The following is a 14,311-nucleotide window of genomic DNA, read 5'->3' as shown; positions in this document are numbered from 1 at the left end:
CTGACATGTCCGCGGTGTCACTCCAACCATGTGACCAAAAATGGATTCAACCGGCTGAACAAGCAGTTGTACAAGTGTCAAGATTGCGGTTGTCAGTTCGTTCTCCATCCTGCCAAGGAACCGGTTTCTCAGGAAACCCGCGAACTGATCGATCGGTTGCTACTGGAAAAATCTCCCTGGCCGGAATTGCCCGTGCGGTGAAGGTCTCCAATGCCCGGCTTCTGTGGGATTCCATCCCAGCGCAATATCAGACTTTCGCTCCCGTCTACACAGATTTCTGGAGCGCCTATGCGCGGATCATCCCAGCACACCGACATTACCCCAGTGCGAAGTCCCAAGGGGAAACCAAGCACATCGAACGGTTCAACGGTACACTCCAGCAGCGTATCTCCCGCCTGGTGAGAAAGTCGCTCGCGTTCTCGAAGAACCAGGAAAACCATCTAGGTGCACTCTGGAACTTCATTCATCATTACAACGCCACGATGTGCGTGTGATTTATTATGGGTGAGCCGAACATGCCGAACGATTCAAAATCCTATCGGTCAGGGCACTACCGTTTTTTCCTCCTCGCCGAGGGTGCGCGATCAAGGTCTGGGGCCGATTGCTGGCATCGGGATGTGACCTTGTCCGCCAGTGGTGACCACCGGTGGCATTGTGCCGCTTCGAAATCCGTGTTCTCGTTGCGCCGGACGATGCCATGACACCTGCCCGGATTCCCACCAACAGATAAAAACAACATCCATGTATTTGCCGAGATGCTTTTCAATTCATCTGCGTTCATTTTTGTCTTTCTGCCGATCGCCTTCTTCGTCTATTTCGCACTCAACAGTAGGCGCTGGGTGGCAGCAGGACGGTTCTGGCTAGTCTTCTGCAGTCTTTTCTTTTACTCCTACTGGAATCCCATCTACTTGCCGTTGATCCTCGCTTCGATGGCGGTCAACTATTTCCTGGGAGGCGCGCTCAAGCCAGGAAAGAGAAACGATTTCGTGTTGCTTCGGCCTTTCTCGGCTGCCCGCAGGAAGCAGGTCATTCTCGGTATCGGCGTCGCTTTCAACCTCTCGGTACTGGGATACTTCAAGTACGCGGATTTCTTTATCTCCAACCTCAATCATCTCGGTGCCGATCTCGATCTGCTCGGGATCGCGCTGCCGCTGGCGATCAGCTTCTTCACCTTCCAGCAGATCGCTTATCTCGTCGACAGCTTCCGTGGCGAGACGCAGGAATATCGCTTCATCAACTATGCGCTGTTCGTGACCTTCTTCCCGCAGTTGATCGCCGGACCGATCGTTCACCACAAGGAGATGATGCCGCAGTTCGCATCGACGCGTCTGCTGGTGATAAACCACAAGAACATTGCCCTGGGACTTTTCATCTTTTCGCTCGGGTTGTTCAAGAAGGTCGTGATCGCCGATTCTTTCGCGGTCTGGGCCGATGCCGGGTTCTCTTCTGCGGTACCGCTGGTCTTTGTCGAGGCCTGGACCACCAGTCTGAGCTACACCTTTCAGCTCTATTTCGACTTCAGTGGTTATACCGATATGGCCATCGGTGCTGCCCTGCTCTTCAATATTCGCCTGCCGATCAATTTCAACTCGCCTTACAAATCCCTTGATATTCAGGATTTCTGGAGACGCTGGCACATCACCCTCGGTCGTTTCCTCAAGGACTATATCTACATCCCGCTCGGTGGCAACCGCAAGGGCAAGACGCGGACTTACATCAACCTGTTGATGACCTTCCTGCTCGCGGGGCTGTGGCATGGTGCGAGCTGGATGTTTGTGTTGTGGGGGGCGCTCCACGGGATGGCGCTGATCATCCACCGCTTTTGGAAACGGCTGGGGCTGTCCTTACCGGCTCTGGCTGCGTGGCTGGTGACCTTCAACTTCGTCAATCTTGCCTGGATATTCTTCAGGGCGCCGGACCTAGCGACAGCGACCAATGTCATCTCCGGCATGTTCGGTCTGAACGGTTTCGGTGGGGTCGGTTATGAGCACTTCACCACCGCACAGTTAGCCTGGCTCGGAACCATCCCAGATGCCCTGAGCGGTACTCAGCTGATATTGCTGACCAATGCCATCCCACTCTTCGCCAGCGTTCTGGCGTTGGCGCTGATCTTCCAGCGCAATACGATCCAACTTGCCCGAGAACGCTTAACCATGACCCGGATCTCGTTGGCATCGTTGTTTTTCTCCATTGCCGTCATGGTGATGGTGAACAGCGTCAGCAACGTCTTCCTGTACTTCAATTTCTGATCAAGATGAAGAAAAAAGTCATCGTTTTCTTGTCGTTGGCGGCATTGCTATTGGCGATTCTTCCCGTGACCAACGTGGTTTATCTGCTGCGTTCCGATCAGGAGATCAAGAGCAAGTTACTCTATCGTCTAGATCCCATACTGCCTGACCTGAGTGCGATGATGAGTCGCTTTGGGATCAGCCTGTTCCCTTCCCAGGTCGTCATCGGCAAGGATGGCTGGCTCTTTCTGGGCGACAAGTACTCAGAGGCAATCACGAAAAAAAGGGTTGGAGCCGAGTCAGAGCACACCGAACGTGCAAGGGTCTCTGGCGCTACCCTGGAGTTGTGGCGGACTCACCTGTTGGCGACGGGAGTGAAGGATGTCGTGCTGATGCTCGCGCCCGACAAGTCGACCATCTATCGCGATTACTTGCCTGAGTGGATGCGTCCGGCCCCGGTGACGCTGGCCGATGTCTTTGTCGGCTCGATGTCGAGCGATGCCTGTATCGATCTTCGCGGATTCATCGCAGAAAGATCCCGTCAGGAAGATCGTCTTCTTTACTACAAGACAGACACCCACTGGAACAACCACGGGGCTTGGCTGGCTTACGACTTTTTCATGACCGATGTGTCGTCCAGGCACTCTGAGATCAAATATGCCTTGACGGGTTCCGTAAGCGATCAAAAGACCATTCCCGGTGGGGATCTTTCACTCTTTTTAAGAATGAGTGATGTGCTTGAAGACTTTTCCCCCGTGCTTCAGGTCGAACCGGAAAAGCAGATCGATGCCAAGCAAATCGATTTTCAAACCAAGGCGGTCAAGTCGGCGGCAGGGAATCCTCCCGTGTTCTTCCAGCTCGAACCGTTGCTGGTCGTTTCCAGTGATGCCGAAAACGATTTGAAGGTGATATGGCTGAGGGATTCCTTCGGGACAGCGCTCTCACCCTATGTCGCGCGATCCTTTCGTGAGGTTTTGCAGGTTCATTATTCCGCCATGACGCCCGCCAAGCTGGATGCGCTGGTTGAGGCATTCCGGCCCGACTACATCTTCATCACGGGCGTGGAAAGAGATGTCACGACATTTTTCGCCTACTTTGCCGATCATCCGTTCAGATGAGTTGGACTGCCCCCACCGATCTTCAATCCATGACTTCGTCGGCTGGGTCGCCGTTTGGCAACCCAGCAAGGCGTCGGTACTGGGGCCACGAGGCGATGGCAAAGTTGGCCCCGTGGCCCAATCGCTATCACCGCATCTCAGTCGCCGAGGTCGTCGAGCCTGATCTCGACATAGGCCTCGTCGCACAGTTGACGCAGCCACAGCAATCGGTGCACAGCGAACTCTGCGCCTTGCTCGCGCTCGAACGTGATCAGGCCGAGGTCGAGGAGGATCTCGCGGCGGTGCGCTCGCCGACCGGCTGCGCCCGCTCAATGATGCCCTGGCGCGTTCGATGCGCGAGGAATAATCATCCGCCACCCCGGAGACCCCAGGCGCGGCCATCGATCGCCGCGCCCGGGGGCCGCTACGACGTCTCCCATCGCTCCGCCAGCCCGCTTGGCAGCACCCCGCCTCGCCCCAACCCATGCCATAACCATGGGCATCGCCCATGATGGTCATCCGCACAGATCGCAGGGCACCTAGCCCGCAAGGACAGGCACGATGGAGCATCTCTCACGCATCCTCTATGTCAGCCGTACCAGCCAGGGGGTCGGCGAGGCCGAGCTCAAACAGATCCTCGAACAGTCGAATCGGCACAACAAGGAGCAGAGGATCTCCGGCATCCTCTGCGCCGGTGGCGGCCACTTCATCCAGGTGCTGGAAGGACCGCAGGAGGCGGTGTTCCGGCTCTATGGCCGTATCCTCGACGATCGTCGTCACTACGACAGCTTGCTGATCGGCGTCGCCCCGATCAAGCAGCGGATGTTCCAGGGGTGGTCGATGGGCTATCTGTCCAACCCACCGGAGGTGATGGAGGCCAGGCGCAAGCAGCTGCTGGCGATGTGGGAGAGGCGCGCCGAGGCCGACGAGCTGGTGGTGCTGATGCGCAAGTTCCTCGAACAGCTGCGCGGCTGAGGCCTCAGCCCCCGCCCATGCGTCGGGCACGGGCGGGGAGACGGGGAACGCACACGACCGCGCCCGCTCAGGAGTGCTGGGCGGCGGTCTGGGGAACCACGGCGGGGGCCGACCACAGCCGCTCGAGGCTGTAGAAGTCGCGGACCTTTGGCAGCATGACGTGGAGCACGATGCCGTTGAGGTCGACCAGGGCCCACTCGCCCTCGGCCACGCCCTCGGTGCCGAGCGGCGCCTCGCCGGCGTCCTTGGCGCGGAAGGCAACGGTCTCGGCGATCGCCTTGACGTGACGATCCGAGGTGCCGGAGGCGATGATCATGAAGTCGGTGACGGCGGTCTTGCCGCGCACGTCGATGACCTCGATGTCATTGGCCTTCATGTCGTTCAGGGTCTCCACGACCAGTTCCCGAAGTTGCTCGAGCTGCATGCGATCTCCTCTGCTTTGAGAGTGTTTGGGGTGCCTGTGCACCGGTCACGACAGGTCGCGATCATCGCGACGCCTGCCCTCCTGGCCCTGGCCGGTCGACGACGTTGCAAGCGTGATCGCCGGCGCCGCGCCATCCCTGGCACGGCCTTGTCGGACGGGGAACGCCCCATCCCGCGGAAAAAGACTGACTCAGGCGGGCAGCTCGCCCATGCCGCAACCGTCATAGACGCCGGTGCGCGCGATATAGGCGCGCACCGGCTCGGGCAGCAGGTAGCGCGGGCTCTGCCCGGTGGCGAGCAACCGCCGGATGCGGGTCGCCGAGATATCGATCTGGGTGACCTCCTGGAAGAGGATGCGCCCACCCGGCGCGCGCGCGAGTTCGGCGCGCGTGTCGCTGCCGCGACGCGCGTACAGCGCCTCCAGCTCGGGATCGACCAGCGCCCGGTGACCGGGACGACGCATCACCACCAGATGCGCCAGCTCCAGGATCTCCTGTGGCCGGTGCCAGCGCAGGAAGGCGGCGAAGGCATCGGCGCCGACCAGCAGACACAACGGCCGCTGCGCGCCGAGCTCGGCGCGCAGCGAGGCCAGGGTGTCGTAGGAATAGGAGCGTCCGGGACGCTCGAGCTCGCGCGCATCGACCATGAACCTCGGCTCGTCGGCAATGGCCGCCTCCAGCATCGCCAAGCGGGCGGCCGGTGAGGCACAGGGCTGGGGTCGATGCACCGGAACCTTGAGCGGGATGAAGCGCAGCTGCTCCAGATCCAGTCCCTGCAGACACTCCAGTGCGGGTCGAAGATGGCCGAAGTGGACCGGATCGAAGGTACCACCGAAGATGCCGATCATCGCTGCCGCGGTCCTGACGCCAGGGCGACGACGATGACTCGGGGGCGGACGCGACCGACCCCGAGCGGGGCGCGCGCATGGACCGGGGCGGTCACTGACGGACGATGGCGAGCGGCGAAACGGGCCTGTTGCAAGGTCTCCTGTCCAGATCGGTGGGTGATCGATACATGGATCGAACGCTAGCAGAAAGCGCGGCCTTTGTCGCCATCTTCGACCCTGCCGAGCGCACACGCCAGGGCACGACTTTTGCCGCCGAGGGTCGTTCGGCTACACTCCATCGAGGATCGAGCCCACCCGGATGTCGACGGCCGGCGGCCCGCTGCATCCCCGACCCGCGTCACCAGGAAGACCATATGTCATGAAAGCCATCCACTCCTCCCTGCTGGCACTCGGCCTGCTGGCACCGTTGCACGTCGTCGCCGACTCGCTCGGCGGCTATCCGGACAACTGCGGCACGGCAAGCGACGAGGCCTACGGCAGCGGCTTCGAGGCCGGCGTCTCGTCCTGCTACTCGGACCCTGGCAGTTGCGGCATCAGCCTCTCCTCCTGCCTGCCCGCGCCGAGCTTCGGTGAGACCGAGCCCAACGACAACCTGGTGAGCGCCGACCCGCTGCTGCTCAACGCCAATTTCTGGGGCCAAAGCTACGGCCCGCAGGACCAGGACTGGTACTACACCCAGACCACCAGCCCCAACCAGAACATCATCGTCAACTTCTCCACCCCCGGCTCACCCGACCCCTCGGGCTGGAAGGTGACCATCCGCGACGCCGCCGGCAACGTCTTCGCCGAGTTCGACACCGGGGTGGTCGGCTCCGGCGGCGTCGCCGGAGACACCATCGTCTACCGCGCCACCCTCGGGCTGGTCGGCAGCTACTACGTGGTGGTGCAACCCTACGACAGCGCCAAGGTCTACAGCGCCTACCAGCTCGCCGTCTCGCTGCAGGACTCGGGCCTCGGCACCCCCAACTACGTCGTCGGCTTCCACGACGTCGAGACCGAGCCCAACGACTTCCCGAACATCTCCGATCCGCTGGCGACCAGCGTCACCATGTACGGCGTGGTCAACCTGAGCTTCAACGACACCGTCCCACCGAGCGATGGGGAAGACCCGGACGCCACCTACACCTGGGGCCAGGGGGAGGAGGACTGGTTCGTCTATTACAGCCAGGGCAACGAGCTGATCTCGGTGACCTTCTGCGAGCGCGAGGGCTGCGGTCTCGGCGACTGGCAGATGGAGGTCTATAACATGGCCACCGCCACCCAGATCGTGAACGGCGTCCCGCGGACCTCGGTGGTCCCGTTGCTGTCGTTCAACACCAAGAACACCGACTCGGACGGCGATGCCGTCGACCCCGAGACCTTCCTGCTCGGGCTCGACCAGCCGGGCTATTACTTCGTCCGGGTCAGTCACAAACGACTGTTCACCGCACCTTGTGAAAACTACAACTTCGTCTCCGACAATATGCCGGGAGGACATGGCGATACTTGTGGTCCATGCGACCCGAGCAACGGCAACAGCTGCTACGTCCCGGTCGACAGCGCAAGCTGCAGCGCTGGCCTGACCTGTCGCAACGAGACGGTCGACGAGTGTGTCCCCGGCATCGAGACCGGGTGCGTCCTGGACGGCGCCTCCGGCTCCTACTACAAGACCACCGCGCTCTGCGGCTGCTCGGTCTTCGGCGGCGTGGTCGAGACCCCCGAAGGGGCCTACACCAGCCCCTACAACTTCACCTGGTTCGCCACCCAGCTGCCGCCCCATACCTACGACACCGAGGCCTATCAGGACTTCATCAACCGGGCCAACCCCTACAACTGAGGCCCTGACGACACGCGGCCGCCCCGGTCCACCGGGGCGGCCGCGTCGTGTCCGCTCAGCCGATCGATCGCCCGGTCGCGCCGCGCGACCGGGTCACGCCGTTCAGCCGCGCACCTGACCGTCGCCAAGCACCACGAACTTGAGCGAGGTCAGCCCCTCCAGCCCGACCGGGCCACGGGCGTGGAACTTGTCGGTGCTGATGCCGATCTCGGCACCGAGCCCGTACTCGAAGCCGTCGGCAAAGCGCGTCGAGGCGTTGACCATCACCGAGCTGGAGTCGACCTCGCGGAGGAAGCGACGCGCGCGACCATAGTCCTCGGTGACGATCGACTCGGTGTGCGCCGAGCTGTGCCGGGCGATGTGGTCCATCGCCGCGTCGAGACCGTCGACCACCCGGATCGAGAGGATCGGCGCCAGATATTCGGTATCCCAGTCGGCCTCGCTGGCGGGCAGCGCCGCGGGCAGCTGCTCGCGGGTGCGCGCGCAGCCGCGCAGCTCCACCCCGCGCTCGGCGAAGGCCGCGCCCAGGCGCGGCAGGATCTGCCCGGCGACGGCGGTGTCGACCAGCAGGGTCTCCATGGTGTTGCAGGTGCCGTAGCGCTGGGTCTTGGCGTTGAGCGCGATGGCGAAGGCCTTGTCGAGATCGGCGTGGGCGTCGATGTAGACGTGACAGATGCCGTCGAGGTGTTTGATCACCGGCACCCGCGCCTCGCGGCTGATGCGCTCGATCAGCCCGCGGCCACCGCGCGGGATGATGACGTCGATCGACTCGGGCATGGTGATCATCGCCCCGACCGCGGCGCGGTCGGTGGTGGCGATCACCTGCACCGCGTCGGCCGGCAGCCCGACCTCCTCCAGCCCGGCGTGGATGCAGCCGGCGATCGCCTGGTTGGAGGCGAAGGCCTCGGAGCCGCCGCGCAACACCGTGGCATTGCCCGACTTGAGACAGAGCGCGGCGGCGTCGGCGGTGACGTTGGGACGCGACTCGTAGATGATGCCGACGACGCCGAGCGGCACCCGCATGCGCCCGACCTGGATGCCGGAGGGACGATAGTCGAGATCGGTGATGGCACCGATCGGATCGGGCAGCGCGGCGATCTGGCGCAGCCCCTCGATCATCGCGTCGATCCGCGCCGGGGTCAGTTCGAGCCGATCGAGCAGCGCGGCATCGAGCCCCTTGGCGGCGCCGGCCTCGAGGTCGCGACCGTTGGCCGCGGCGAGCTGGTCGCGCGCGGCATCGAGCCGCGTGGCGATGGCGAGCAGGGCGCGGTTCTTCTCGGCGGTGGTGGCACGCGCCAGGGCGCGGGCGGCGGCGCGGGCGCGCACGCCGAGATCACTCATGTAGGCGTCGATGTCGTGGATGCTGGATTCGCTCATGTCGATGACCTTCGATGGATGGAAAAGGCGTTCAGTGCGCGTCGCCCCGAGCGAGATCGTCGGCGATCGCGGCCAGGCGCTGCCAGGGATCGCCCGGAGCAAGCCCCTTGATCGCCAGATCGGCCTCGGCGCAGCGCCGCAACAGACCGTGGAGCTGACCCGACGAGCGTCCACGCAACGCGCGCTCGACCACCGGCATCCGTGGCCTGGGCACCCGGTGGGCGGCCAGCACCTTCGCCGGGGACTGTTGCCGGGCGACGGCCTCGGCGGCCTCGGCGAGCATTCGCAGCTCGCGCGCGAGCACCCAGAGTACCAGGCTCTCGGCGCTGCCCTCGGCGCGCAGCACCGCGATGATCCGCTGCACCCGGGCGCGATCGCCGACGAGCGCGGCGTCGGTGAGGGCGAAGAGATCGAAACGGGCGCTGTCGGCAAGGGTGCCGAGCAGGTCGTCGAGCCCGAGCGGGCCCGGCTCGCCGAGCAGGCGCAGCTTCTCGATCTCCTGGGAGGCGGCCAGCAGGTTGCCCTCGGCGCGCTCGGCGAGCAGCGCGGCGACCCCGTCGGCGGGCGCGAAGCCGACCCCGCGCAGCCGTTGCTCGACCCACTGCTCCAGCTCGCGCCCCTTCAGCGGCCACACCTGCAGCACCGCGCCGCATTCCTCGACCGCGCCGACCCAGCGCGCCTTCAGCTCCTTGCGCTCGAGCCCGGGGGCGAGGATCAGCAACAGGTTGTCGGCACAGGGCCGGGCGCAGTACTCACGCACCGCCGCGCCGCCTTCCTTGCCGATGCGCGCCCCACCCAGGCGCAGCTCGATGAGCTTGCGGGTGGAGAACAGCGACAGCGCATCGGCCGCCGCGCCGAGCGCGTTCCAGTCGAAGCCGCCGTCCTGGTCGAGCACCTCGCGCTCGGCGAACCCGGCCTTGCGCGCCGCGGCACGGATCAGCCGCGCGGCCTCGTCGAGCTGGAAGGGCTCCTCGCCGCAGAGCAGATAGACCGGCGCGAGTCCGCGCGCGAGCTGGGCCTGGAGTTGATTGAAACGCAGACGCATGATGTACCAGGGGTCCGAACAAGGGAGCAGCGCGCGCCGGCGTCAAGGCAGGGCGCGCGCCGGGGAGCACGCAAGGTCGGCACCGACGCGACCGGCGGGCCGGGTGATGCCGCCGCGCCAGCGGCGCTCAGCGCAGCGCCACGCGCAACCGGGTGAGGATACGATCGGCGGCCTCGGTGGCGAAGTCCTCGAAGATCAAGTCCTGCTCGAGCCGCTTGCCGAGGACTTCGACGTCGGGGTTGTCGAAGGTGCGCACCAGATCCAGACCCTGCGGCGCGACCAGCTGCACCCCAGCCTCGCCGAGGGCGTCGAACTGCACCATGTAGTGCAGCTCGTAGGCCAGGGTCTTGCCGTTGATATCGACCGCGGCGACCCGCGAGGAGCTGGTCTCGGCGAGGATGCGCAACACCATCCGCGCCTCGGTGGCGTTGCGGGTCACCTCGACGTCGCTGCCCGCGAGCAGATCGAGCAGGGCGCGCCGCACCGGCGAGCCGGCATCGGCCTGGATATAGAGCGGGTTGAGCGTCGGCGGGATCTCGACGCTGCCGCGCAGCTGGAAGCCACAGCCGGCGAGCGCCAGCAGCACCGCCGTCAGCAGCACCATCCACGGACCCCGGCCACCGGGCATCGATCGGCTCATTCGTTGCTCACTCCGTCTCTCGCGTCTCGCGACACCCCTCGCCGGGAGCGGCCCCGAGGAGGGGCGCACCTCAGGCGACGATGTTGACCAGCTTCTTCGGTACCACGATCACCTTGCGCACGGTCTTGTCGCCGATGAACTTGCGTGCGTGCTCGTCGGCCAGCGCGGCGGCCTCGATCGCCACCTTGTCGGCGTCGGCCGCGACCTTGATCTTGGCGCGCACCTTGCCGTTGACCTGCACCACGTATTCGATGCAGTCCTGCACCAGCGCCGACTCGTCGACCTCGGGCCAGGGCGCGGCGAGGATGTCGTCGCCGAAGCCGAGGTCGCGCCACAGATGGTGGGTGACGTGCGGCGCGATCGGGCCGAGCAGCCGCAGCACGATGCTCACGCCCTCGCGCAGCACCTGCGCGCGCGCCGCCGACTCCAGCCGATAGAGGGTGTTGACCATGCTCATGCAGCCCGACACCACGGTGTTGAACTGGTTGCGCTGATAGTCGAACAGGGCCTTCTTGAGTGCGCCGTGGATCTCCAGACGCGCGGCCTTGGCCGCCTCGTCGAGGTCGGCCGGCGCGGCACCGGCGCGGATCGTCTCGGCCTCAGCGGCGGCCAACGCCCACAGCCGCTTGATGAAGCGGAAGGCACCCTCGACACCCTCGTCGTTCCACTCCAGCGACTGGTCCGGCGGCGAGGTGAACATGGTGTAGAGCCGCACCGTGTCGGCGCCGTAGCGCTCGGTGAGCGTCTGCGGATCGACACCGTTGTTCTTCGATTTCGACATCTTCTCGATGCCGCCGTAGGTCACCGGCTCGCCGTCGGCCTCGAGCACCGCCGAGACCACCCGCCCCTTGTCGTCGCGCACCGGCACGACCTCGGCGGGATTGAACCACTGCTTGCGCCCGTCGGCGTCCTCGCGATACCAGGTCTCGGCCACCACCATGCCCTGGGTGAGCAGCTTGGTGAAGGGCTCGTCGCAGTCGACCAGGCCCTCGTCGCGCATCAGCTTGTGGAAGAAACGGGCATAGAGCAGGTGCAGCACCGCGTGCTCGATGCCGCCGATGTACTGATCGACCGGCAGCCAGTACTTGGCGCGCTCGTCGAGCATGGCGGTGTCGCAGTCCGGCGAGCAGTAACGGGCGTAGTACCAGCTCGACTCGAAGAAGGTATCGAAGGTGTCGGTCTCGCGGGTCTCGCCGTTACCGAGCTCGGAGAACTCGGGCATGCGCTTGAGCGGCGAGCCGGAGCCGTCGACCACCACGTCCTCGGGCAGACGCACCGGCAGCTCGGTCTCGGGACGCGCCTCGCCGTCGGCGGTATTGACCACCGGCAGCGGACAGCCCCAGTAGCGCTGGCGCGACACGCCCCAGTCGCGCAGGCGGAAGTTGACGGTGCGCTCGCCCTTGCCCTGCTCGCCGAGCCAGGTGGCGATGGCGTCGAAGGCCTGCTCGGAGGTCAGACCGTCGAACTCGCCGGAGTTGAACAGCACGCCCTTGTCGGTGAGGGCCGCGGCGCTGATGTCGCAGCTCTCGGCATCGGCCGGGCGGATCACCGCGCGCTTGGCGATGCCGTAGCGCTCGGCGAACTCCCAGTCGCGCTGGTCGTGCGCGGGGACGGCCATCACCGCGCCGGTGCCGTAGCCGATGAGCACGAAGTTGGCGGCATAGATCGGCACCGGCTCGCCGGTGATCGGGTGGATGGCGTCGATGCCGAGGGGATGACCCTTCTTCTCCATGGTCTCGATCTCGGCCTCGGAGATCCCGCCCTGGCGACATTCCTCGATGAAGGCGGCGAGCGCCGGATCGGTCTCGGCGGCGCGACGCGCCAGCGGGTGCTCGGCGGCGACGGCGACATAGGTCACGCCCATCACGGTGTCCGGGCGGGTGGTGTAGATGCCCAGCGTCTCGTCGCTGTCGGCCACGCCGAAGGTCATGTGCACGCCCTCGGAACGGCCGATCCAGTTGCGCTGCATGGTGCGCACCCGCTCCGGCCAGCCGTCGAGACCGTCGAGCGCGGTGAGCAGCTCCTCGGCGTAGTCGGTGATGCGCACGCACCACTGGGTGATCTCGCGCTTCTCGATCGGCGCACCGGAGCGCCAGCCGCGCCCGTCGATCACCTGCTCGTTGGCGAGCACGGTCTGGTCGATCGGGTCCCAGTTGACCATCGCCTTGGCACGATAGGCCAGGCCCTTGTCGATCAGCCGGGTGAACAGCCACTGCTCCCAGCGATAGTAGTCGGGGTCGCAGGTGGCCAGCTCACGATCCCAGTCGTAGCCGAAGCCGAGCTTCTTGAGCTGGTCCTTCATGTAGGCGATGTTCGAGCGCGTCCACTGCGACGGCGGAATGCCGTGGGTGATCGCGGCGTTCTCCGCCGGCAGGCCGAAGGCGTCCCAGCCCATCGGCTGGAGCACGTTCTTGCCGAGCATGCGCTGGTAGCGTGCGATCACGTCGCCGATGGTGTAGTTGCGCACGTGCCCCATGTGCAGCCGCCCCGAGGGATAGGGGAACATCGACAGGCAGTAGAACTTCTCGCGCGAGCTGTCCTCGACGGCCTTGAAGGACTGGTGCTCTTCCCAATAGCGTTGGGCCGCGGCCTCGACGGCGCACGGATCGTAATCGGTCTGCATGGGTCTTCGGTCTTGTGACAACTGGGGTTGGAATGATGACGAAAGCATAACCCAGCTCGATGATGCACGGCGACCGGGGGGGAGGCAGCCGTCGGTGGCCGGCGATCGAGAGATTGAACCGCAAAGACCCAAAGGACGCGAAGAGAGCGACAGCCTTCAGCGAACAGCCTCCAGTATCGGTGTGCGGTCAACCGCGACGCGACGAGACAAGCCAGCCCCCTCACTGGAGGCTGGCAGCTGGAAGCCTTTCTTCATCTTCGCGCTCTTAGCGCCTTTGCGGTTCAAGCCCCCGGTGTCTTTGCGGTTCAAAATCCTAGCCGCCGAGTCCCGCTAGCGCCCTTTTGCTATGCTGGAGTCGACGCGATCCACACCGGGTGTCGCCCGATGCCCGCTGTCTTCGCCCCGGGCCGATGCCGGCCCAAGATGGTCCAGTGGACCACTGGAGAGACAGATCATGAGCGATCAAGACAGGAACCCGAAAGACGACCGGCTGGTGCGCGCCTACGAGCGCATGCTCGAGGACGCCCACGAGGCGATCGAGCAGGCGCAGAACGAGACGGCACCGCGGTTGCGCGAGGTGCTCGACAAGACCCGCGACAACCTGGTCGAACTCGGCGAACTCAGCCGCGAGGAGGCGCAGCGCGTCGCCGACTACATCCGTCGCGACATCGAGGACGCCGCCGGCTTCGTCGCCGAGACCGGCCAGGACATCCGCGACTGGTGGCGCTTCGATCTGGAGCTGATGGAGCGACGGCTGTTCGAGGCCTTCAGCCAGGTCGCCGACCAGACCCGGCTGCAGCTCGCCCAGATCGCCGAGACGGCGCGGCGGATGAGCCTCTACCAGGCCGGCGAGATCACCGGACCCGGCACCCTGGTGTGCGACAAGTGCGGCGCCGAGACCCACTTCGTCAAGGCCGGTCGCATCCCGCCCTGCGCCGAGTGCGGCGCCACCAGCTTCCGCCGCAATCCGGTCGGGCGCGAGGACCAACAGGGCTGAGCCATCCAGCGCGCGCGGGTGCGAGCCCGCGCGCGGGGCTGGAAATCGACCGGGGGCACGCTTATAGTGGCCGCTCGTGTCATGTCCCGCGGGAGAGACCGGCAGCTTCGCCGGCGCCGAAGGCGCAACATCGCCCGGAATCGCTCAGGCAAAAGGACTGCGGGAACGAGGACCGACTCTGGAGAGTGGCCGCCACAGGCGCGGCCCACCGACGGGGCAGCGGTGGAACCACCCGGTCACCAC

General features: G+C 65.0%; 11 protein-coding genes, 1 pseudogene and 1 riboswitch. Of the genes and pseudogenes, 6 read left to right on the top strand and 6 right to left on the bottom strand.

Annotated elements, in window-relative coordinates; translation table 11 throughout:
• From MARPU_RS16890 to MARPU_RS00920, 4 genes and pseudogenes are all read left to right on the top strand, one after another.
• Positions 1–494, top strand: a pseudogene (locus tag MARPU_RS16890) (IS1 family transposase).
• A gap of 261 nt (positions 495–755) precedes the next feature.
• Positions 756–2,249: an MBOAT family O-acyltransferase gene (locus MARPU_RS00930; RefSeq protein ID WP_005221893.1), complete on the top strand. Its 1,494-nt coding sequence runs from the start codon at positions 756–758 to the stop codon at positions 2,247–2,249.
• Between the two features lie 5 nt (positions 2,250–2,254).
• Positions 2,255–3,346 (top strand): alginate O-acetyltransferase AlgX-related protein, encoded by a 1,092-nt coding sequence (locus MARPU_RS00925; protein WP_005221894.1) that lies wholly within the window; start codon positions 2,255–2,257, stop codon positions 3,344–3,346.
• A gap of 540 nt (positions 3,347–3,886) precedes the next feature.
• On the top strand, positions 3,887–4,300 hold the full coding sequence (locus tag MARPU_RS00920; RefSeq protein ID WP_005221896.1) for a BLUF domain-containing protein: 414 nt from the start codon (positions 3,887–3,889) through the stop codon (positions 4,298–4,300).
• 67 nt (positions 4,301–4,367) lie between these two features.
• Here MARPU_RS00920 and rsfS read toward each other — a convergent pair whose 3' ends face one another.
• Both rsfS and nadD read right to left on the bottom strand, forming a co-directional pair.
• Positions 4,368–4,724, bottom strand: coding sequence for a ribosome silencing factor (gene rsfS / locus MARPU_RS00915; RefSeq protein ID WP_005221898.1), 357 nt, complete (start codon positions 4,722–4,724; stop codon positions 4,368–4,370).
• Between the two features lie 189 nt (positions 4,725–4,913).
• Complete coding sequence (nadD, locus tag MARPU_RS00910) at positions 4,914–5,570, bottom strand: nicotinate-nucleotide adenylyltransferase (RefSeq protein ID WP_005221900.1); 657 nt, start codon at positions 5,568–5,570, stop codon at positions 4,914–4,916.
• Positions 5,571–5,928: 358 nt separating this feature from the next.
• Between nadD and MARPU_RS00905 the strand changes: the two genes are divergently transcribed.
• Complete coding sequence (locus tag MARPU_RS00905; protein WP_005221903.1) at positions 5,929–7,386, top strand: hypothetical protein; 1,458 nt, start codon at positions 5,929–5,931, stop codon at positions 7,384–7,386.
• Positions 7,387–7,488: 102 nt separating this feature from the next.
• On the opposite strand, the gene MARPU_RS00900 is transcribed toward MARPU_RS00905, so the two are convergent.
• The 4 genes from MARPU_RS00900 to leuS all read right to left on the bottom strand — a co-directional run bounded on the left by MARPU_RS00900 (position 7,489) and on the right by leuS (position 13,071).
• The gene (locus tag MARPU_RS00900; protein WP_005221906.1) at positions 7,489–8,763 is read right to left on the bottom strand and encodes a glutamate-5-semialdehyde dehydrogenase; all 1,275 of its coding nucleotides are present in this window, start codon (positions 8,761–8,763) and stop codon (positions 7,489–7,491) included.
• Positions 8,764–8,794: 31 nt separating this feature from the next.
• Positions 8,795–9,808 (bottom strand): DNA polymerase III subunit delta, encoded by a 1,014-nt coding sequence (holA, locus tag MARPU_RS00895; protein WP_005221908.1) that lies wholly within the window; start codon positions 9,806–9,808, stop codon positions 8,795–8,797.
• Between the two features lie 127 nt (positions 9,809–9,935).
• Positions 9,936–10,448 carry an LPS-assembly lipoprotein LptE gene (locus MARPU_RS00890; RefSeq protein ID WP_005221910.1) on the bottom strand — a complete coding sequence of 171 codons (513 nt, stop codon included), beginning with the start codon at positions 10,446–10,448 and terminating at the stop codon, positions 9,936–9,938.
• A gap of 70 nt (positions 10,449–10,518) precedes the next feature.
• Positions 10,519–13,071 (bottom strand): leucine--tRNA ligase, encoded by a 2,553-nt coding sequence (gene leuS / locus MARPU_RS00885; protein ID WP_005221912.1) that lies wholly within the window; start codon positions 13,069–13,071, stop codon positions 10,519–10,521.
• Positions 13,072–13,525: 454 nt separating this feature from the next.
• Between leuS and MARPU_RS00880 the strand changes: the two genes are divergently transcribed.
• Positions 13,526–14,068, top strand: a complete 543-nt coding sequence (locus MARPU_RS00880; protein WP_005221914.1) for a zinc ribbon-containing protein — start codon at positions 13,526–13,528, stop codon at positions 14,066–14,068.
• A 79-nt stretch (positions 14,069–14,147) separates the two neighbouring features.
• A riboswitch (glycine riboswitch) is annotated at positions 14,148–14,238 on the top strand.
• Positions 14,239–14,311 lie beyond the last annotated feature (73 nt).

Source organism: Marichromatium purpuratum 984, assembly GCF_000224005.2.
Classification (GTDB): domain Bacteria; phylum Pseudomonadota; class Gammaproteobacteria; order Chromatiales; family Chromatiaceae; genus Marichromatium; species Marichromatium purpuratum.
This window is presented reverse-complemented; position numbering and strand designations above follow the sequence as displayed.